The sequence below is a fragment of the Collinsella sp. TF05-9AC genome (genome assembly GCF_003438495.1).
Classification (GTDB): Bacteria; Actinomycetota; Coriobacteriia; order Coriobacteriales; family Coriobacteriaceae; genus Collinsella.
Genome location: NZ_QSSH01000005.1, coordinates 48,519 through 68,850 on the forward strand (window position 1 = coordinate 48,519; position 20,332 = coordinate 68,850).

The window sequence follows — 20,332 nt, forward strand, 5'->3', positions numbered from 1 at the left end:
ACTAGTGTTTGATTCCCTGAGCGATCGCCTCAACGACACATTTGACCGCCTGCGCGGCAAGGGCAAGCTGACCGAGGCCGATATTACTTCGGCCATGCGCGATATTCGCATGGCGCTGCTCGAGGCCGACGTTAACTTTAAGGTCGTCAAGGAGTTCGTCGCCAAGACCAAGGAGCGCTGCATGACCGCCGAGGTCATGGAGTCGCTGTCGCCGGCGCAAAACGTCGTCAAGATCGTGCTCGACGAGCTCACCGAGATGCTTGGCTCAACCGAGAGCAAGCTCGTCTTTAGCAATCGCATTCCCAATGTCATCATGCTCGTGGGCCTGCAGGGCTCCGGTAAGACCACGGCGGCCGTAAAGCTGGCCTACCTGCTCAAGAAGCAGGGCCGCTCACCGCTGCTCGCCGCGTGCGACGTCTACCGTCCCGCCGCTGCCGACCAGCTGGCCACGCTTGGCGGAGAGATTGGCGTGCCGGTCTTCCGTGGCGATGGCGAGCACCCGGTTGACATCGCCAAGGGCGCCATTCAGGAGGCCGTTGACCACCTGCGTGACGTGGTCATCGTCGATACCGCCGGTCGTTTGCAGATCGACGAGCAGATGATGCAGGAGGCCGTGGACATCAAGAAGGCCGTCAAGCCCGATCAGGTGCTGATGGTCGTCGATGCCATGACCGGCCAGGACATCGTCAACGTCGTCTCGACCTTCGCCGAGCGCACCGACTTTGACGGCGTGATCATCTCCAAGCTCGACGGCGACGCCCGTGGCGGCGGCGCGCTTTCCGTGCGCCAGGTGACCGGCAAGCCCATCAAGTTTGTTAGCATGGGCGAGAAACCCGATTCGCTGGAGCCGTTCTATCCCGACCGCATGGCCAAGCGCATCTTGGGCATGGGCGATGTTGTCGGCATCATCGAGAAGGCCCAGGAGGCAGCCGACGCCGAGCAGCTCGAGGCTGCCGAGCGCATGCTGCGCGAGGGCTTTACCATGAACGACATGCTCGACCAGATGAAGGCCGTCAAGAAGATGGGCGGCATGAAGGGCATTCTGGGCATGCTCCCCGGTGGCCAGCGTGCGCTTAACCAGATGGGTGGCAACCTGGACGAAGGTATCTTCGATAAGAACGAGGCCATCATCATGTCGATGACCAAGGAGGAGCGCCTTCGCCCCTCCATCATCAACGGCCAGCGCCGTGCCCGCATCGCCAAGGGCGCCGGCGTGACCCCCACCGAGGTCAATAGCCTTATGAAGCAGTGGGGCGAGATGAACAAGATGATGGGCCGCATGCGCACGATGGCCAATCAGGCACAGGCCGGCGGCAAGAAGGGCAAGAAGGGTAAGAAGGGCAAAAAGATGCGCATGCCCAATATTCCCGGTCTGGATGCCATGGGGCTGGGCGGCATGGGCGGCCTGGGAACGGGCGGCCCCAAGTCCGATATGGACCTGCTGCGCCAGATGGAAGCGCAGATGCGCAACAAGAAGTAACGACTAGTTGAGTCGTGTATGGCGAAGGCCGCCTGGATGGTATTCCAGGCGGCCTTCGCCGTTTGTTCGCTGGTTGTCGCACGCGTGGAAGCGCGTTCTCGACGAGGTGCTTGCCGCTAGTGGCAGCCGCAGCCTTCGTGCCCGTCATGGTCGTGGTGACCTTGGCAGCCGCAGGACTCGCCATGCTCGTGGATGTGCTCGTGATCATGTCCATGGCAGTCGCAGGTGGCCTCGCCGTTCTGTGCGAGCGTGCCGGCAATGAGGGCCTCGACGCAGGCATCGCAGCTGCCCTGGGCGCCCGCATAGACCGTGATGCCGGCTTGGGCAAGCGCGTTGATAGCGCCGCCGCCGATACCGCCGCAAATGAGCGTGTCAACGCCACCGTTGGCAAGCAGGCCCGCCAAGGCGCCGTGGCCGGTGCCGCCGGTGCCTACGACCTGCTCGTTGAGCACCTTGCCATCCTGGATGTCGTAGATCTTGAACTGCTCGCTGCGGCCAAAGTGCATAAAGATGTTGCCGTTGTCGTACGTCGTTGCCACCCTCATGGTGCCGACCTCCTTTGCTGGCCATGCGGCCGTCGTCGTGGTGATGGGGGAGTATGCGATATTGCCGCCCTCGATACTGAGCGCCCGCCCGTTGACCAGCGCGTTTGCCACCTTGCGATGCGCGCGGCTGCAGATTGACGCCACCGTGGCGCGGGCAATGCCCATGCACTGGGCGACTTTCTCCTGATTGAGGCCTTCCAGGTCGCATAGGCGCAGGACCTCGAGTTCGTCGACCGTCATGTCGATGGCATCTCCGCTGGCAAGGCCGTCGGGGGTAAAACCGCGATATTCGGGGATGATCCCAACGCGGCGTAATTTTTCTCGTCTCCCTGCCATTCACTCTCCTAATCTGACATATGTCAACAATAGAATATCGAACGTGCGGATATGCGCAAGGAATTTCTGGCATATGTCAGAAAATGAGGGCTTATGTTTGGGCTGTGGGGTCGCGTGCGCCTGGGCTACAATGAATTTCGCTTATAGGCGACTGACGGGAGGGTCAATGAGCAAGGCTGATCAACAGTTTGTAACCATGTGCCGCGATATCTTGGACCATGGCACCACCACCGAGGGCCAAAAGGTCCGACCGGTGTGGGAGGATGGCACCCCTGCCTATACCATTAAAAACTTTGGCGTTACGGCACGTTACGACCTGCGCGAGGAGTTCCCCGCGCTCACACTGCGTCGCACGGCGCTTAAATCTGCCATGGACGAGATCTTGTGGATCTATCAAAAGAAGTCCAATAACGTCCATGACCTCAACAGCCATATTTGGGATGAGTGGGCCGACGAGACCGGTTCCATCGGCAAGGCCTACGGCTATCAGATTGGCCAGAAGAGCCATTACGCCGAGGGCGACTTTGACCAGATGGACCGTGTGCTGTACGACCTTAAGCATACGCCGTACAGCCGCCGCATCATGACCAACACGTACGTGTTTAGCGACCTGTCCGAGATGCACCTGTATCCGTGCGCCTACAGCGTGACCTATAACGTCACGCAGCGCCCGCAGGACGACAAGCCCACGCTCAACATGATTCTCAACCAGCGCAGCCAGGACATTTTGGCCGCGAACAACTGGAACGTGTGCCAGTACGCTATTTTGTTGATGATGGTCGCGCAGTCGGTCGATATGATCGCTGGCGAGCTGCTGCATGTGATTGCCGATGCCCACATTTACGACCGGCATGTCGATATCGTCCGCGAGCTTATCGAGCGTCCGCAGTTTGCGGCGCCTAAGGTAACGCTGAACCCCGACGTGCATGATTTCTATGCGTTTACGACCGACGACCTGATTGTGGAGGGCTACGAGCACGGTCCGCAGGTCAAGAACATTCCCATTGCGGTGTAGGTGGTGCTCATGACGTGTAAGCTATCTGCTATCGTTGCCGTGTGTGACGATTGGGGCATTGGGTGCGAGGGCGACATGGTGGTGTCCAATCGCGCCGACATGCGCCATTTTGTGGCCTGCACCAAGGGCTGCCCGGTCATCATGGGGCGCAAGACGCTGCTGAGTTTTCCCGGTGGGCGTCCACTCAAGAACCGTCGCAATATCGTGCTTACCCGCGACGAGGATTTTGCTGTCGAGGGCGTCGACGTGGTGCATAGCATCGACGAGGCTCTCGCCGCGGTTGCCGATGAGCCCGTTGCGTGGGTGATCGGCGGCGGCGATGTCTATCGGCAGTTTTTGCCGTATTGCGCCGAGGCCGAGGTCACGCACAACCATTGCACTCATGCCGTGGACACGTACTTTCCCGATTTGGACGCCGATCCCGCGTGGGAGATTGCGTGGCGTGGCGGTGTTGCCACGATTGCCTCGGGCGAGGGCGACGAGGGTGTCGATTATGAGTTCGTGACATATCGTCGCGTTGAGGCGTAAATCGCCTAGCGTGAACGGTATTATCGGGTTGATTGAATGCATGGGGCGGCGCTTCGCGTCGCCTCGTTTGGTATAGATGTGCTGTTAAGAAGGGTGCGGGCTGGCTGCTATGACTGATGCCGTTGAGGTTCTGCGAATCGATTCGCTTACGGATGAGCGGCTCGACGCCTACGTGCGACTGACCGAGCGCGAGCTTCGCTGCGTGCTGGAGCCCCAAAAGGGTATCTTTATCGCTGAGAGTGCCAAGGTTATCGAGCGCGCGGTGCGTGCCGGATACCAGCCGGTGAGCTTTCTTTTGGGCGAACGCTGGCTCGATCAGATGATGCCGCTGTTTGAGCGCCTGGTTGTGCGCGAGGGCGCAGGTCCGGTTCCTGTGTTCGTTGCCTCCATGGAGCTCATGGAGCAATTGACGGGCTTTAACGTGACGCGCGGTGCGCTCGCGGCGTTTCGTCGCCCGCGGCAGATTCCGGTTGATGAGTTTCTCGACGGCGTCGTCGAGGCGGCGGGGGAGCGTCCGGTGCGTGTGTGCGTGCTCGAGGGCATTGTCGACCATACCAATGTGGGCGCGATTTTCCGTTCGGCGGCCGCATTGAACGTTGACGGTATTTTGGTCAGCCCTACGTGCTGCGACCCGCTGTACCGTCGCTCGGCCCGCGTGAGCATGGGCACGGTGTTTCAGGTGCCGTGGACGCGCATTGGCAGCGAGGCTCGCGTGTGGCCGCACGATGGCCTGGCGGCACTGCACGAAGCCGGTTTTTCTTGTGCTGCCATGGCATTGACGGACGATTCCGTATCGCTGGACGATCCCGTGCTGCAGGAGATTGACCGCCTGGCAATCTTTATGGGTACCGAGGGTGCCGGCCTGGGTGCCAAGACTATCGCGGGCTGCGACCGGGCCGTGCGCATTCCGATGGCGCACGGGGTCGATTCGCTTAACGTGGCAGCGGCGAGTGCCGTCGCCTTTTGGCAGCTGTGCCCGCACGTGAGTAATGAGTACCACTACCAGCCGGGGCTGTATCACTAGGCAGATAGTTCGCACCGGGCTCTGATTCGGGGTGTTTCGGTCGACGCCGGTCGGTGCTAAGCTGGTATTGGCGTTGGTCTTAATTTGCTGTTTTGTCGGTTGACGTGCGCTTTTGGGGAGGGCGTGTGGCTAAGAAATCTACGGCTATCGATGTAACGCAGGGTGTTATTTGGCAGCAGTTGCTTTCGCTGTGCGTTCCCATCTTTTTTAGTTCGTTTTTTCAGCAGGCTTACACGCTCATCGGTACCTATATCGTCGGCCAGTTTGGTGGCAAGCTCGCACTGGGTGGCATTCAAGCCACGATGGTGCTCACCGAGCTCTGCATTGGCTTTTGCGTTGGCGTCGGCGCCGGCTGCGCGGTCATTACCGGTCAGTATTTTGGCCAGCACGATGATGACCGCCTGAGCCGTTCGGTCCATACGGCCATGACGCTCGCGCTGGTGGGCGGTATCGTTTTCTCGATTCTTGGCATAGTGTTCGTTGAGCCCATGCTGGTGCTTATGAACACGCCGCATGAACTATTGGCCGAGGGCGTGGCCTATGCTCGTTGCTATTTTGCCGCCATGGTTGCGGCGCTGCTGCTCAATATGGGGACGGCACTGCTGCGCGCCGTGGGCGACACGCGCGGGCCTGCTGTGATCATCGCTTCCGGCTGCCTTGTTAATGCGGTGCTGGATGTTATCTTCGTTGCCGTGCTTCATATGGAGGCTCTTGGCTGCGGCATCGCGGTGGCGCTGACCATTTGCTCCAACGCCACGATGATCGTGATTCGTATGATGCACGCACCGGGTGCGTGGCGGCTTTCACTGTCCAAACTCGGCATTGATCCGGGCATTTGTAAGAGCATGATCTCATGCGGTCTGCCGCTTGGCTTTCAGTCTGCTGCGTATTCGATTTCCAACGTTTTGATTCAGGTGTCGGTCAACTCGTTTGGTGCCGATGTCACCACGGCGTGGGGTCTTTCGGGCCGCCTGGATGGCATTGTCTGGATGGTTACCGAGGCGCTTGGTGTGTCGATCACCACGTTCTCGGCACAGAACTTTGGCGCGCGCAACTACGAGCGCATGCGCAAGGGTTACCATACGTCGCTCGTGCTGTCCTTTATGCTCATTGGCGGCCTGTCTGCCGTGCTGCTGGTATTCTCGGGTCCGTTGTCGCGTCTGTTTGTCGACGATGCTTCGATTTCGGCGTATACCACGACGATTCTTCATTTCATTGCGCCGTTCTACGCGATTTTCTCGATTATCGAGAACGCGTCGGGCTCCATTCGTGGTGCCGGCGTGAGCTTGCAGCCCATGCTGCTCACGATTTTTGGCACCGTCGTGCTCAGGGTGATCTGGGTGTTTGCGATTATGCCGTTCGATCCGTCGCTTGAGCACCTGCTGCTTGTCTACCCCGTAACCTGGGTAATCACCGCAACCATGTTCATCGTCTACCATCACAGCGGAAACTGGCTCGGCCGCGCCACCGCCTAGCTCATCCGTCAGATACCCCTGATAAGTTGCGGTGAAATAGTTCCTGAAAAGCCCTTGCGGACCGTCAAACAAGTACTATTCCACCGCAACTTCCTTATGAGCTGTAGGTGTTGGCGGAAAACGAATCAATTAGTATTCGATGCCTTGGCGGGCTAGGAGGCCTTCGTCGAAGTAGTGTTTGATGGGACGTATTTCGGTGACTAAGTCCGCGAGGTCGGCCAACGGCAGCAGCCCGCGGCCGGTGAGCACGAGTTCCGTGGTGGCGGGCTTTATCGCGATCAGCGCTTCGACATCCTCGCGCGTCACGAAGCAGCCGTCGTCTTGCCCTTGCCGTCGCCTGTATAGATTTGAACCTTGCCGACTTACAGTGATGCCATCTCTGTCCTTTCGTGCCCGGCGTCGGTTTATCGTCGCTCGGGTTGGGTATTCTAGAAACCATTATCAACCCCAGTAGATGGAGTTCAAGCAGATGGAGATGGATGACAACAAGCGTAGACGGAATATGATCCTCTACGTGCTCATCGCCTTCGTCGTCTACCTCGTGCTCTCGACCGTTCTGTTCCCCAACATCGGTCACACGCAGCAGATTACGAAGACCGATTACTCGACGTTTGTCAAAGCACTCGATAAGAAGAGTGTCGACAAGGTCGAGTACAACACGGACGATTACTCGATTTATTACACCAAGAAGGGCGAGGACGAGAATATCGCCTATAAGACGACCGGTGTGCCGAACGATGCGGGCTTTACCGATCGCGTGCTTGAGTCTGGCGCTTCGCTGGAGTCGGTCGTTCCCGATAAAAACTCGGGTTTGATGACCTACTACCTGCTCACACTCATTCTTCCCATGGCGATTTTCTTCCTCATCGGTTGGTGGCTCAACCGCCGCATGAAGAAGGCTATGGGCGATGACGGCCCGTCGATGAACTTTGGCGGCGGCGGTTTTGGCGGCGGCGGGCTGGGTAAGTCCGGCGCGCGCGTGATCGCCTCCAAGGACGTGGGCGTGACCTTTAAGGACGTCGCTGGCCAGGAAGAGGCCAAGGAATCCCTCAAGGAGGTCGTCGATTTTCTGGAGAAGCCGCAGCGCTACGAGGAGATTGGCGCCAAGCTGCCGCGCGGTGCTCTCCTTGTTGGCCCTCCGGGTACCGGTAAGACCCTGCTTGCCAAGGCTGTTGCCGGCGAGGCCGGTGTTCCGTTCTTTAGCATTTCGGGCTCTGAGTTCGTTGAGATGTTTGTTGGTCGCGGCGCTGCTAAGGTTCGTGACCTGTTTAAGCAGGCCAAGGAAAAGGCCCCGTGCATCGTCTTTATCGACGAGATCGATACCATTGGTAAGAAGCGCGATGGCGGCGGCTTTAGCGGCAACGACGAGCGCGAGCAGACGCTCAATCAGTTGCTGACCGAGATGGATGGCTTCGATAACCACAAGGGTATCGTTGTCCTCGCTGCCACCAACCGTCCCGACAGCCTCGATCCGGCCCTGCTACGCCCCGGTCGTTTTGACCGCCGCATCCCCGTCGAGTTGCCCGATCTGACCGGCCGTAAGAACATTCTTGAGTTGCATGCCAAGAGCGTGAAGACGCAGCCGCCGATCGATTTGACCGCGATTGCCCGCGCCACGCCTGGTGCCTCGGGCGCCGATTTGGCCAATATCATCAACGAGGGCGCCCTGCGCGCCGTTCGCGAAGGTCGCAAGCGTGCAACCCAGGACGACTTCGAGGAGTCGGTGGAGGTCGTCATTGCCGGCCAACAGCGTAAGTCCACGGTGCTTTCCGACCACGAGAAGCAGGTCGTTTCCTACCATGAGATCGGCCATGCCATTGTTGCCGCTCGCCAGAAGGGCTCTGCGCCGGTCACGAAGATCACCATCGTGCCACGCACGAGCGGTGCTCTGGGCTACACCATGCAGGTCGAGGAGGATGAGCGCTTCCTGACCACACGCCAGGAGGTCCTGGACAAGCTCGCCGTCTACTGCGGTGGCCGTGCGGCCGAGGAGCTCATCTTTGGTGAGATGACGACTGGCGCCGCCAACGATATCGAGCAGGCCACCAAGCTCGCCCGAAACATGGTGACGCGCTTTGGTATGTCCGACGAGTTTGGCATGATGGCGCTCGGTACCGTCCAGAATGCGTACCTCAACCAGGATACGTCGCTCACCTGCGCCCCCGGTACGGCCGAGCGTGTGGACGCAATTGTCGCCAAGTTGATTGAGGATGCGCACGACCGCGCCCTGCAGATCCTCAAGGAAAACAAGTTCAAGCTCCACGAGCTGGCTCGTTATCTGTACAAGAAGGAGACGATCACGGGCGAGGAGTTTATGAACCTCCTCACGCGCGAAAATCCGCTGATGTCTAAGCAGCAGTAGCGTTGCGTTCGGGATAGTAAATATCGACGCCCCATTTGAGTGCCTATCTCAAATGGGGCGTTTTGCTTGAGAGGGATGGAAATGAAGATCGTGGTGAGCGCCTGCTTGATGGGCGAGAGCTGCAAGTATAACGGGCTCGATAACTACCACCGCGCGTTGGTCGAGGCTTGCGAGCGCACGGGGACCGAGGTCCTCCTCGTGTGCCCCGAGGTCTTTGGCGGCCTGCTCACGCCGCGCAAGCCGTCCGAGATTGTGAACGGCGAGGTTCGTACCTGCGAGGGCATCTCGGTTGATCGTGAATTTCGCCTGGGTGCCCAACGTGCGCTCGATATGTGCGAGCAGGCAGGCGGACCGGAAGAGATAGTCGCGTGCATCCTTCAGGACCGCAGCCCCTCGTGCGGTGCGGGTCACATCTACGACGGCACCTTTAGCAGTACGCTCACCGCGGGCAACGGTGTTTTCGTCGACCTGCTCCTGCGCCACGGCTACCGTGTGATCCCGGCAAGCGAGTTCGACCCCAGCATGCTGGAGCAATAAAAAACCACCACAAGGGCACTGCTCCCTTGTGGTGGTTTTGGCCTGGGTCTAGAGCGTGTGGCCGTAGGCGTTGGCGGTCTTGATGGCGGCGGCGAACTTCTCGTCGGTGAAGGGCTCCGGGTTGCCCTGCTTCCACTCGTTGGTGGCGTGCGCGTACTCGCACAGGGCAGGGATGTCGGCCTCGGAAAGCCCGACCTGCTCAAGCGTCACGGGCAGCCCCATCTGCTTGTTAAAGGCAGCGTAGCGCTTAAGGTTCTCGGTGTCGCCCGTGTAGGCGAACAACACGAGCACGCCCAGGCTCACGATCTCGCCGTGCAGGTAGGTGCCCTCACGCGGAATGCTGCAGGTGGCGTTGTAGAACGCGTGTGCCACGCTCGAGTTGTAGTAGTAATCGTTCTGGTTGGTCAGGTTCGAGACATAGCCCGTGTTGACCACGATGTCGAGCGCGATCTGCTTGACAGCCTCGCTCGACAGGTCCTGGCGCACGTCCTCAAGACCCTGGACGCCATAGGTAAACAGCGGCTCGGAACAGGTGTGGGCGAGTGCCAAGCCAAGGCCTGCCGTGTGCTCCAAATTGCCGGCGCTCGTGGCGTACTCGACCTCGGGCTGCTTAGACAGGGCATCGCCTACGCCGGCCCAGAAGTACTCCGCCGGTGCCTCGGCGATGATCTTGGGGTTGATGAAGATGTGCGCCGGTCGGTTGGGGTACGAATAGCCCTCGAGCGAGCCGTCGTCGTTGTACACGACGGCAATGGCGGTCGCGGCGGAGCAGTTGGAGCAAATCGTCGGTACGGTAAAGACGATCTTCTTGAGCTCGATGGCTGCGGTCTTCACGGTGTCGAGTGCCTTGCCGCCGCCACATGCGATGAGCGCGTCGGCTTCCTGGCAGGCAGGGGAGTTCACGACCTTGGCGATATTGGCACGCGTACTGTTGGTGCCATAGACGCGCGTCTCCAGGACCTCGACATCGGTACCTTCAAGTGCCGCCTCGATTCCCGGCAGCGCCGCAGCCAGGGCTCGCTTGCCGCCAATGATGGCGACCTTGGTCGCTCCGTACTCGGCCAGTGCGGCGGGCAGCTCGGTAAAGCAATCCTCGCCAACGGTATAATCACTCATTCCAATCGTGCGCATGGCAACCTTCTTTCTTTCGATAAAGTGCTTTCAGGTATTTTGCTCCTAGAGAAGGTCCACAGCCGCGAGAAATTTCGAACGTATAAAACCAGTGTTGAGGGTTTTTCGCCGGCGCGGAACGTGCTAGCATACTCCGCATAAGCGTTGATGGGGACGAGTAGTCGGCCGTACGCATGTTACAGAGAGCGGGGAGCGCTGAGAACCCGTGCATGCGACCGATGAAAATCACCCCGGAGCTGCGGTCCCAACGGACGCGTCGCACAGGCTCGTCTTAGTAGATATCGCCGAGATGGTCGTCGATACAGGCCAGCCGAGTAACGGATGCGAGCGCGCGAATACGCGGGCGAGGGCATCTAAGCTGGGTGGTTAAACGAAGAGCTTTTGCGGGCGTACAGTCCGTTTTGTGGCGCTTCGTCCCAGCTTGTAGGGACGGGCGCTTTTTTGGTGCCCAACGGGCGTGCGCGCCCACGACATGAAAGGGGTACCGTGGCAAACGAGTACAAGCAGACGATGAATCTGCCCAAGACCGGTTTTCCCATGCGTGCCGGTCTTTCCAAGTCCGAGCCCAAGCGACTCAAGGACTGGCAGGACAACAAGGTCTACGAGCAGGTTCTGAAGAAGAACGAGGGTCACAAGAAGTTCGTGCTGCACGACGGCCCTCCGTACGCCAACGGCCCGATCCACATCGGCCACGCCATGAACAAGATCTCCAAGGACATGATCAACCGTTACTGGATGATGCAGGGCTATGAGGTTCCCTATGTCCCCGGTTGGGACTGCCATGGCCAGCCGATCGAGCATAAGGTCGAGGAGAAGCTCGGCACCGAGAAGTTCAACCAGACCTCCACGGCTAAGATCCGCGAGCTTTGCAACAAGTTCGCTGTCGAGAACATCGAGCTACAGAAGGCCGGCTTCCGTCGCCTGGGCGTGCTCGGCGATTGGGACAACCCCTATCTGACGCTCTATCACCAGCATGACGCCGCCGACATCGAGGTCTTCAAGGCCATGTTCGACAAGGGCATGATCTATCGCGGCCACAAGCCCGTCCACTGGTGCAAGCACTGCCACACCGCGCTGGCCGAGGCTGAGATCGAGTACTCCGACGAGACGAGCCCGTCCATCTTCGTGCGCTTTGAGATGACCTCCAAGCCCGCCGGTCTCGAGAACTTCGACGGCCCGGTCGACTTTATCATCTGGACGACCACGCCGTGGACCATCCCCTCCGACCAGGCAGTTTCCTTCAAGCCCGGCGCCGCCTACGTCGCCGTTGAGCACGACGGCCGCGCCGAGGTCATGCTCGAGGACCTGGCTCCTAAGTGCTGCGAGGAGTTTGGCTGGGAGTACACTCCGGTTATGGTCGACGGCAAGCCCTATGTGGTTCCCGCCGAGACCTTCCACCACATCCACTACAAGCAGCCGATCTTCGACGGTGTCGAGGGCGTGGCGCTGCTGGCCGATTACGTCGGTGTCGATGACGGTACCGGTATTGTCCACAACTCGCCCGGCCACGGCGTCGACGACTACTTTGCCTGCCTCAAGGAGGGCATCACCGACATCTGCATGCCGGTCGATGACGACGGCAAGTTCTACACCGGCGAGGAGTTTGGCACCGGTGGCCCCTTCAGCGGTATGGACACCGATGAGGCCAACCCGCACATCATCGAGTTCCTGCGCGAGCGCGGTACCCTAGTCCTCGAGAAGAAGATCACGCACAGCTATCCGCACTGCTGGCGTTGCAAGCACCCGGTGCTCTTCCGTGCTACCGACCAGTGGTTTGTCTCGATGGACAAGACCGGTTTGCGCGAGCAGGCTGGCAAAGAGGTCCGCGAGAACGTCAAGTGGTATCCGGCCCACGCGGCCAACCGCATCGGCGCCATGGTCGAGCAGCGTCCCGACTGGTGCATCAGCCGTCAGCGCAACTGGGGCGTGCCTATCCCCAGCTACACTTGCGCCGACTGCGGCGAGAAGGTCATGAACGACGCCACGCTCGACGCCGTCATCAAGCTCTTCCACGAGAAGGGCTCCGACGCCTGGTTCACCGACGCTCCCGAGAGTTACCTGGGCGAGGCTTGCGTTTGCCCCAAGTGTGGCGGCCATCACCTCAAGGCTGATAAGGACATTCTCGACGTGTGGTGGGACTCCGGCGTGTCCTGGAAGGCCGTCTGCGAGTATCGACCCGAGCTTGAGTACCCGGCTGACGTGTATCTCGAGGGCTCCGACCAGCATCGCGGTTGGTTCCAGAGCTCGCTGCTCACCTCGGTGGGTGCCAACGGCCATGCTCCGTACAAGGCGGTCGTCTCGCAGGGCTTCACGCTCGATGGCCAGGGCCGCAAGATGTCCAAGTCGCTCGGCAACGTCATCGACCCCAACAAGGTCTGCGACGAGATGGGCGCTGACATCATCCGTCTCTGGGTTGCCTCCGTCGACACCAGCTCCGACGTCTCCATCGACCATGAGATTCTCGCTCGTACGTCCGATGCCTATCGTCGTTTCCGCAACACGCTGCGCTTCTTGCTCTCCGAGCTCGAGGGTCAGTTTGAGCCCGAGACCGACGGCGTCGCCTTTGCCGACCTGCTGCCGCTCGACAAGCTCATGGTTGCCCGTCTGACCCAGGTCCAGGCCGAGGTCGACGACGCCTACGCCAGCTATGAGTTCCCGCGCGCCTACCGTGCGCTCTATGACTTCGTGGTTACCGAGCTTTCCAACGTGTATCTCGACGCCCTGAAGGATCGTCTGTACTGCGACAAGCCCGGCTCGCTCGAGCGCCGCAGTGCCCAGACCGTGCTGGCCGAGCTCTTCTCGATGCTCATGCGCGACCTGCAGCCGATCCTGTCCTATACCGTCGACGAGGCCATGGCATATGCGCCCGCCGGCTGCGTCGATCACCAGAAGTACGCCGCGCTGCTCGATTGGTACAAGTCGCCCATCACGGTCGACGAGGCCAATGAGTTTGAGGGCGTGCTCGAGGCTTCGCTCGAGCTCCGTAGCGCCGTGACCAAGGCCCTTGAGGATGCCCGTTCTGCCGGCACCTTCACTAAGAGCCAGCAGGTCCGCGTCAAGGCGGTCGTTCCCGCCGAGATGTACGCGCTGCTGACCGGTGATAAGGCCGTCGACCTGGCCGAGTTCTACATCGTCTCCGATGTTGAGCTGACCCAGGGCGAGGAACTCTCCGTTGCCATTGAAGCTGCCGAGGGCGAGTGCTGCGACCGTTGCTGGAACTACCGCACCACCGTTGGCGAGTACAACGGCCACGCTCATATCTGTAAGCGCTGCGCTGATGCGCTGTAGGTTACGGCGTTCGTAGAACGCCGTAACCTACCGACGCTGCAAACGCCCCTAAGCGGCAATCTGACGTTCAATCGTCGGTCGCGTACCAAAGTACGCTTCCCTCCTTTTTCACGTCACCTTGCTCGCTTAGGGACGTTTTCGCTGTTGGCGACGGTAATGCGGCGTTTCTATGGACCTAGTCGTTGGGGACGTTCTTAAACGACTAGTCAAACAAGAACGTCCCCAACGACTACCTGTGTCATATTCAAGCGGCATTCTGTTTTTCGGAATGTCGCTTTCGTTTTATGCTGATTATTTCGCTAGCGTTGGTGGATATGTCGTGCGTTCTGCGTGTGGCAATATAAGATGGTTAATTGCGTTAAACGCAATTCGATGTTCTTAGGGTAGGGGATTTCTTTGGGTCGTGGTGCGGATATGACGCCGCCTTTGCGTTGGCGGTTAGGTGTTGCTGGTGGGGTAGCGCTTGTTGTGCTGCTTGTTGACCAGCTGACCAAGCTTGCGGTTCGTGCCGTGGGCGATGCCCTGCATATGACCGTTATCCCCGGTGTGATTGACTTTCTGTTTGTTCGCAATATCGGAGCCGCTTTTAGTATGGGCGAGGGCCATGGCGTTGCGTTCGCCGTGCTGGCGCTTGCGGTCATTGTCGCCATTGCCGTGTACTTGCTGCGTGCGCCTCAGCTTGCTCGTCTTGAGGTTGTGGGCATGGCCATGGTCGCGGGCGGTGCTGTCGGCAACGCGATTGATCGCCTGGCCATGGGCTTTGTGACTGATTTTATTGCCGCTACCTTCATTGATTTCCCCGTCTTTAACGTGGCCGATATTGGCATTACGGTCGGTGTCGTGCTGGCTCTTATCGGTTACATGTTCTTGAGTCCCGCCGCTCGCGAGGTCGATGCGACCGCCGAGCTCAACGCCCGTGACGAGGCCCGCGCCAAACGCAAAGCCAAGCAGCGTGGGGAGCGTGCCCGCAAGATTCGCGAAAGGAATGAGCGCTAATGGCCGACATCCATATTCTTGTTGCCGACGATTCCACTGGTCAGCGTCTTGACGCCTATCTGGGCGCCAACGATGGCTGCCCCACGCGCTCTGCCTGCGCGCACTTGATCGAGGGCGGCGCCGTTGCCGTCAACGGCGAGACCTGCCTATCAAAAAAGTATGCTGTGCGCTCCGGTGACCGCATCTCGGTCGACCTGCCCGAGCCGCACGATCCCACTGATGTGATTCCCGAGGCCATTCCCCTTGATATCCGTTACGAGGACGACTACCTCATCGTGCTCTCCAAGCAGCGCGGCCTGGTGTGCCATCCCGCCCATGGCCACGAGAGCGGCACCCTTGCAAACGCTCTGGTCTACCACTGCGGTATCGATCATCTTGGTACCGTGCAGGGTGAGGACCGCCCCGGCATCGTGCATCGCTTGGATCGCGATACCTCGGGCCTTATGCTCGCGGCAAAAGACGACGACACCCAGCGCGCACTTCAAAATCTTATCCGTACGCGCACGCTCGACCGTCGCTATATCACGCTCGTTCACGGGCACATCGCCATGGACGAGGGCACCATCAACACCGGTATTGCCCGATCGACACGCGACCGCGTGAAGATGGCGGTTTCCGATGACCCCTTTGCGCGCCAGGCCATCACGACCTTCAAGGTGCTTGAACGCTTTGATTCCACGCGTTTCGACGACGGCTACACGCTTGTCGAGTGCCACCTGTTTACCGGTCGCACGCATCAGATTCGCGTGCATATGCGCCATATCAACCACGCCTGCGTGGGCGATCCGCTCTACGGTAAGTGCGATGCGTGCGCCGATCAGGGTCTGACCAGGCAATTCCTTCATTCCTGGCGCGTCGCATTCGACCATCCCGCGACGGGTGAGCTCATCGAATGCCGCGACGAGCTGCCTTGGGATCTCGCTGCGGTTCTTGACGACCTGGCCCCGCGCTCGCTTGGCCGCACCGCCGCCGGCGACGACATCGTCCCGCAGCTTGGCCTTCTCGAAGCCTAGCCGGTATTAGGTGGTTTCTTGAACTCGGTAAGCCTGCGGTAAGATATACGGTTGTTTACGTAACGCGTTCTCGGGAGCCTGCATGCTCGCCTTTTTACAAACTAACACGCCCATCGTGATCTTTAACCAGATTGTGGTTACGCTGCTCACGGTCTGCTTTCTGTACCAGGTGGTCTTCTTTGTCATTGGCGCTCTTCGTGGCGAGGTCGCGCCTCCCAAGGCCAAAAAACTTCACCGCTATGCCTTCTTTATCGCGGCGCATAACGAGGAGGCCGTGATCGCTAACCTCGTTCGCTCCATCAAGGATCAGGATTATCCGTCCGAGCTTATCGAGGTTTTCGTGGTCGCCGATGCCTGCACCGACAACACGGCGCAGCTCGCGCGCGAGGCCGGTGCCATTGTTTACGAGCGCAATGACCTGGCCCGCAAGGGCAAGAGCTGGGTCATGGACTTTGGCTTCGACCGCATTCTCAACGAGTATCCCGACACGTTTGAGGGCTACTTTATCTTCGATGCCGATAACGTTATCTCCCGCGATTATGTTTCCAAGATGAATGATGCCTTTGACCAGGGCTTCCATGTGGTCACGAGCTATCGCAATTCCAAGAACTTCGGCAGCTCGTGGATCTCGGCTGCTAATGCCACGTGGTATCTACGCGAGGCGCGCTTCCTCAACAACGCGCGTAATATCTGCAAGACGTCCTGCGCTGTTTCGGGTTCGGGCTACCTCATCTCCGCCAGCGTTATCGAGGGCATGCACGGTTGGCGGTTCCACACGCTGACCGAGGACATTCAGTTCACCACGTTCTGCGCCATTCACGGCATTCGCATTGGCTATGCGCCGGCGGAGTTCTTTGACGAACAACCCGTGACGTTTAAGGCGTCCTGGAAACAGCGCATGCGTTGGACCAAGGGCTTCTACCAGGTGTTCTTTACTTACGGTAAGCACCTGGTCAAGTCGACCTTCCGCTACCATCGCTTTGCCGCCTACGACATGTTCATGACGATCGCCCCGGGTATGCTGCTGTCGCTCATCTCGATGCTCGCCAATGCGACGTTCCTGATCGTGGGTGGACTCTCGCACGGCTTTTTGGCTACCGAAGTCGAGATGCAGGCCTGTGCCGCTTCGCTCATTATGACCTTCGCCATGATGTATCTGACTTTCTTTATCCTGGCGCTGCTCACGACTATCTTTGAGTACAAGCACATTCACTGCGCGCAAAAGTGGCGTCTGGTGACTAACCTGTTTACCTTCCCGATCTTTATGTTCAGCTATATCCCCATCACGGTGGCCGCGCTGTTCCTGAAGGTCGACTGGGTCCCGACGCAGCACGCCGTCAGCGTTACCCTTGACGAGGTCATGCAAGGCGCCAAATAACCACCACCAAAACCACCGCAAAGGGGACAGGCACCTTTGTGGTGGTTTTTGCTTTTGAGCAGCTGCTCAAGGAGGTTTTCGATGATCTATATCCCGTTTTGGATTTGCATCTTTGCCGGCGCGTGGATTGATGCCCGTGAGCGGCGGTTTCCCAATGAGCTTGCCGGCGCATGTGCCGTGGCGGCGTTAGCAGGCGTTTGGCTCGACAGGGGCGTTAACACTGCACTTGATCATGCCGGTCTTGCGGTCATCGTCTACCTTGCCCTTGTGCTTACTGAGTCGCTCTGGCGGCGCCTTCGTCAAGCCCCGGGGATTGGCATGGGGGACGCCAAAGCACTCTTCGCGCTTTGCACGCTCGACCCTATGGGTGGCATCGTGGCATTTGCCGTCGCACTCCTGGCCCTGGCCCTCTCCTGCCTCTTCACAAAATCGTGCTCCCTGCCATTGCTCCCGTTTTTAGTGCCGATTTTTGCCATAATCGAGGTCGTGGGCTGCACTCTGTAACCGATTGCGCATCGTTCTTAAGGAGCATGCCATGGCAACTAATCAAGAAACGGCCGCCATCAAGGCGTGTATGGACCGTATTCCTTCGGCGTTGTCGCCCGAGCTCGTCGAGCGCATTGCCGCCAATCGTGCTTCGGGCACTGTCAATCCGTATCGTTGCAACGACGACCAGGTCATTCGTCGTGTCGATCGCGATGCGGACAAAGGCACGCTTATGCGTCCGACGTTTATGCGCGATACCGAAAAAATCCTCCATCTACCGGCGTACACCCGTTATGCAGGCAAAACGCAGGTTTTTAGCTTTCGAAGCAACGACGACTTGTCGCGTCGTGGTCTACACGTGCAGCTCGTCTCGCGCATTGCGCGCGATATCGGTCGCGCCCTCGGGCTCAACTGCGATCTGATTGAAGCGATCGGTCTGGGTCACGACTTGGGGCACACGCCTTTCGGCCATGCCGGCGAGCGATTCCTCAACGATATCTATCACGAGCGCACGGGTCGTTATTTTTTCCATAACGTGCAGTCGGTCCGCGTGCTCGATGCGCTGTACGGTCGCAACGTGTCGCTTCAGACGCTCGATGGCGTGCTCTGCCACAACGGCGAGTACGAGCAGCGTGTGTTCGAGCTCTCGGACATGGGTTCCTTTGACCAGTTCGATCGAACCGTCGAGGATTGCATTGCCACAGGCTATAGCGCAATTGAGCACTTGCGCCCCATGACGCTTGAGGGCTGTGTCGTTCGCATCTCGGATATTCTTGCCTATGCGGGGCGTGATCGCCAAGACGCCATTGCGGCGGGCCTGCTGTCACCCGACGCTTTTGACGATGGGCTTGGCGGAGCATACAACAGCTGGATTCTCACGCATGCCTCTATCGATATCGTCGAGCACAGCTATGGCAAGCCGCGCATCGAGATGAGCGAGGACCTGTTCGAGGAAATCCGCCGCGCTAAGCGCGAGAACTACGAGAAGATCTATAGCAAGGGCGGCATCGAGGGCGACTCCGAAACGGAGCTGCGCGAGGCGTTCGAAAAGCTCTATGACCGTTGCCTGCAGGATATAAACGAAGGCGACGAGTCTTCGTATATCTTTAAGCATCACATTTCGCGCATTGAGCGGCAGCTTTCCTACTACAATCGCACCTATGCATGGCAGGATGATAAAGATCAGACCGTAGTGGATTACATTTCGAGCATGACGGACGGCTATTTCTGTGAGCTGACGAGCAAGCTGTTCCCGGGGCTGAAGTTTCCGCATCGTACCTATATTAACGAACGGTAGTTCGTATATTTTCGGTATACTGTTGAGGAACAACGATTTTGATGGATGCACGGGATGGCTATGGACGACCTTTTTTCTGCCTCGACGCGCGAGCGTTCCTTTAAAAATGCGCCGCTTGCGGTGCGCATGCGCCCCAATTCGCTCGACGAGTATGTGGGCCAGCAAAAGGCCGTCGGTAAGGGCTCATGGTTGCGTGCCGCGATCGAGCACGACGTGCTTTCGAGCGTGATTCTGTACGGGCCGGCCGGTACGGGTAAGACGACGCTGGCCCACATTATCGCCAACCATACCAAGAGCGAGTTTGTCGAGGTCAGCGCCGTCACGGGTACTGTGAAGGACCTGCGTCGCGTGATTGACGAGGCCAAGACGCGCCTGAATACCTACGACCGCCGCACCATTCTATTCATCGATGAGATTCACCGCTTCTCTAAGTCGCAGCAGGATGCCCTGCTGCATGCAGTTGAGAACCGTACCGTCATTATGATTGGCGCTACGACGGAGAATCCGTACTTCGAGGTTAACTCGGCACTGTTGTCGCGTGGGCGTGTGGTGGAGCTTGAGCATCTGAAGGATGAGGATATCGCCACGCTTATTGAACGTGCGCTTGAGGCACCGCAGGGCTTGAATGGAAAGTTCTCGGCCGATGTTGATACGGTCAAGACCATTTGTACGCTGGCTGCGGGTGATGCACGCTCGGCCCTGACGACACTTGAGCTGGCGAGCGAGATTGCCGTTACGCGTCCCGATCCCGAGGGGACGCCAGCGCCGGCGGCGGGGGAGCGCTATCCCATCACCGTGGATGACGTAAAGATTGCCAACCCGCGTCGCGGCTTTACGTATGACAAAAACGGCGACATGCACTACGACATCATCAGTGCGTTCATCAAGTCCATGCGCGGTAGCGACCCCGATGCCACGGTCTACTGGCTTGCGCGCATGATCGATGCAGGGGAGGATCCTAAGTTTATTGCACGCCGTATTATGATTCATGCTTCTGAGGACGTTGGGAACGCCGACCCGCAGGCGCTTTTGGTGGCACATGCCGCGTTTAAGTCTGCCGAGGTCATTGGCTATCCCGAGTGCCGCATTAACCTGGCTCAGGCCGCTCTCTATGTGTGCTTGGCGCCAAAATCCAACGCGTGCGAGGCTTCGATCGATGCGGCGCTGGCCGATATCCATTCTAGTGGGCTTCGCGAGGTGCCGAGTTATCTGCGCGATCGCCATCGCCCGGGCAGCGATGAATACGGTATGTATAAGTATCCACATGATTATCCCGAAGGCTGGGTCGATCAGCGCTATTTGCCCGAGGGACTGGAGCGCGGCGCGTTCTGGCAGCCTGCCGGCCGCGGTTGGGAAGAATGGCGCGTAGAGCAAAGTGAACGTGACCGCAGCGGGAATGCACCGAAGTAGCTGCTGATAATTTTGTCCCACGTTGCTGCTC

18 protein-coding genes are annotated in these 20,332 nt (G+C 59.1%); 14 read left to right on the forward strand and 4 right to left on the reverse strand.

The features are described 5' to 3' along the window. Positions 1-4 precede the first annotated feature (4 nt). On the forward strand, positions 5-1,480 hold the full coding sequence (gene ffh / locus DXC52_RS02595) for a signal recognition particle protein (protein ID WP_022093830.1): 1,476 nt from the start codon (positions 5-7) through the stop codon (positions 1,478-1,480). A 116-nt stretch (positions 1,481-1,596) separates the two neighbouring features. On the opposite strand, the gene DXC52_RS02600 is transcribed toward ffh, so the two are convergent. Continuing rightward, entirely contained in the window at positions 1,597-2,361 is a 765-nt protein-coding gene (locus DXC52_RS02600) for a NifB/NifX family molybdenum-iron cluster-binding protein (RefSeq protein ID WP_117746016.1), read from the reverse strand. A 166-nt stretch (positions 2,362-2,527) separates the two neighbouring features. On the opposite strand from DXC52_RS02600, the gene thyA reads away from it, so the two are divergent. From thyA to DXC52_RS02620, 4 genes are all read left to right on the forward strand, one after another. Then, on the forward strand, positions 2,528-3,376 hold the full coding sequence (gene thyA / locus DXC52_RS02605) for a thymidylate synthase (RefSeq protein WP_117746017.1): 849 nt from the start codon (positions 2,528-2,530) through the stop codon (positions 3,374-3,376). Between the two features lie 9 nt (positions 3,377-3,385). Continuing rightward, a complete protein-coding gene (locus DXC52_RS02610) occupies positions 3,386-3,904 on the forward strand; it encodes a dihydrofolate reductase (protein WP_117746018.1) in 519 nt (172 codons plus the stop codon). 109 nt (positions 3,905-4,013) lie between these two features. Beyond that, positions 4,014-4,928, forward strand: a complete 915-nt coding sequence (locus DXC52_RS02615) for an RNA methyltransferase (protein ID WP_117746019.1) — start codon at positions 4,014-4,016, stop codon at positions 4,926-4,928. A 125-nt stretch (positions 4,929-5,053) separates the two neighbouring features. Next, entirely contained in the window at positions 5,054-6,403 is a 1,350-nt protein-coding gene (locus DXC52_RS02620; protein ID WP_117746020.1) for an MATE family efflux transporter, read from the forward strand. Positions 6,404-6,532: 129 nt separating this feature from the next. On the opposite strand, the gene DXC52_RS02625 is transcribed toward DXC52_RS02620, so the two are convergent. Then, on the reverse strand, positions 6,533-6,709 hold the full coding sequence (locus tag DXC52_RS02625; protein WP_233504746.1) for a cob(I)yrinic acid a,c-diamide adenosyltransferase: 177 nt from the start codon (positions 6,707-6,709) through the stop codon (positions 6,533-6,535). Continuing rightward, entirely contained in the window at positions 6,706-6,750 is a 45-nt protein-coding gene (locus DXC52_RS10385) for a hypothetical protein (protein ID WP_117746045.1), read from the reverse strand. The genes DXC52_RS02625 and DXC52_RS10385 overlap by 4 nt, the downstream gene beginning before the upstream one ends. A 122-nt stretch (positions 6,751-6,872) precedes the next feature. Between DXC52_RS10385 and ftsH the strand changes: the two genes are divergently transcribed. Both ftsH and DXC52_RS02640 read left to right on the forward strand, forming a co-directional pair. Next, on the forward strand, positions 6,873-8,765 hold the full coding sequence (ftsH, locus tag DXC52_RS02635) for an ATP-dependent zinc metalloprotease FtsH (RefSeq protein ID WP_199409422.1): 1,893 nt from the start codon (positions 6,873-6,875) through the stop codon (positions 8,763-8,765). Between the two features lie 81 nt (positions 8,766-8,846). Continuing rightward, on the forward strand, positions 8,847-9,302 hold the full coding sequence (locus DXC52_RS02640; RefSeq protein ID WP_117746021.1) for a DUF523 domain-containing protein: 456 nt from the start codon (positions 8,847-8,849) through the stop codon (positions 9,300-9,302). Between the two features lie 48 nt (positions 9,303-9,350). Here DXC52_RS02640 and DXC52_RS02645 read toward each other — a convergent pair whose 3' ends face one another. Next, positions 9,351-10,433 (reverse strand): iron-containing alcohol dehydrogenase family protein, encoded by a 1,083-nt coding sequence (locus tag DXC52_RS02645; protein ID WP_117746022.1) that lies wholly within the window; start codon positions 10,431-10,433, stop codon positions 9,351-9,353. A gap of 510 nt (positions 10,434-10,943) precedes the next feature. Here DXC52_RS02645 and ileS point away from each other — a divergent pair. From ileS to DXC52_RS02680, 7 genes are all read left to right on the forward strand, one after another. Next, complete coding sequence (ileS, locus tag DXC52_RS02650; protein ID WP_233504753.1) at positions 10,944-13,721, forward strand: isoleucine--tRNA ligase; 2,778 nt, start codon at positions 10,944-10,946, stop codon at positions 13,719-13,721. A gap of 468 nt (positions 13,722-14,189) precedes the next feature. After that, a complete protein-coding gene (gene lspA, locus DXC52_RS02655; RefSeq protein WP_233504748.1) occupies positions 14,190-14,717 on the forward strand; it encodes a signal peptidase II in 528 nt (175 codons plus the stop codon). Beyond that, positions 14,717-15,730, forward strand: coding sequence for an RluA family pseudouridine synthase (locus DXC52_RS02660; RefSeq protein ID WP_117746024.1), 1,014 nt, complete (start codon positions 14,717-14,719; stop codon positions 15,728-15,730). The genes lspA and DXC52_RS02660 overlap by 1 nt, the downstream gene beginning before the upstream one ends. A gap of 82 nt (positions 15,731-15,812) precedes the next feature. Next, entirely contained in the window at positions 15,813-17,108 is a 1,296-nt protein-coding gene (locus DXC52_RS02665; protein ID WP_117746025.1) for a glycosyltransferase family 2 protein, read from the forward strand. A gap of 81 nt (positions 17,109-17,189) precedes the next feature. Then, the gene (locus DXC52_RS02670) at positions 17,190-17,612 is read left to right on the forward strand and encodes a prepilin peptidase (protein WP_117746026.1); all 423 of its coding nucleotides are present in this window, start codon (positions 17,190-17,192) and stop codon (positions 17,610-17,612) included. 31 nt (positions 17,613-17,643) lie between these two features. Next, a complete protein-coding gene (locus tag DXC52_RS02675; RefSeq protein WP_117746027.1) occupies positions 17,644-18,891 on the forward strand; it encodes a deoxyguanosinetriphosphate triphosphohydrolase family protein in 1,248 nt (415 codons plus the stop codon). Positions 18,892-18,951: 60 nt separating this feature from the next. Next, on the forward strand, positions 18,952-20,301 hold the full coding sequence (locus tag DXC52_RS02680; protein ID WP_199409423.1) for a replication-associated recombination protein A: 1,350 nt from the start codon (positions 18,952-18,954) through the stop codon (positions 20,299-20,301). The last annotated feature ends 31 nt before the right edge of the window (positions 20,302-20,332 follow it).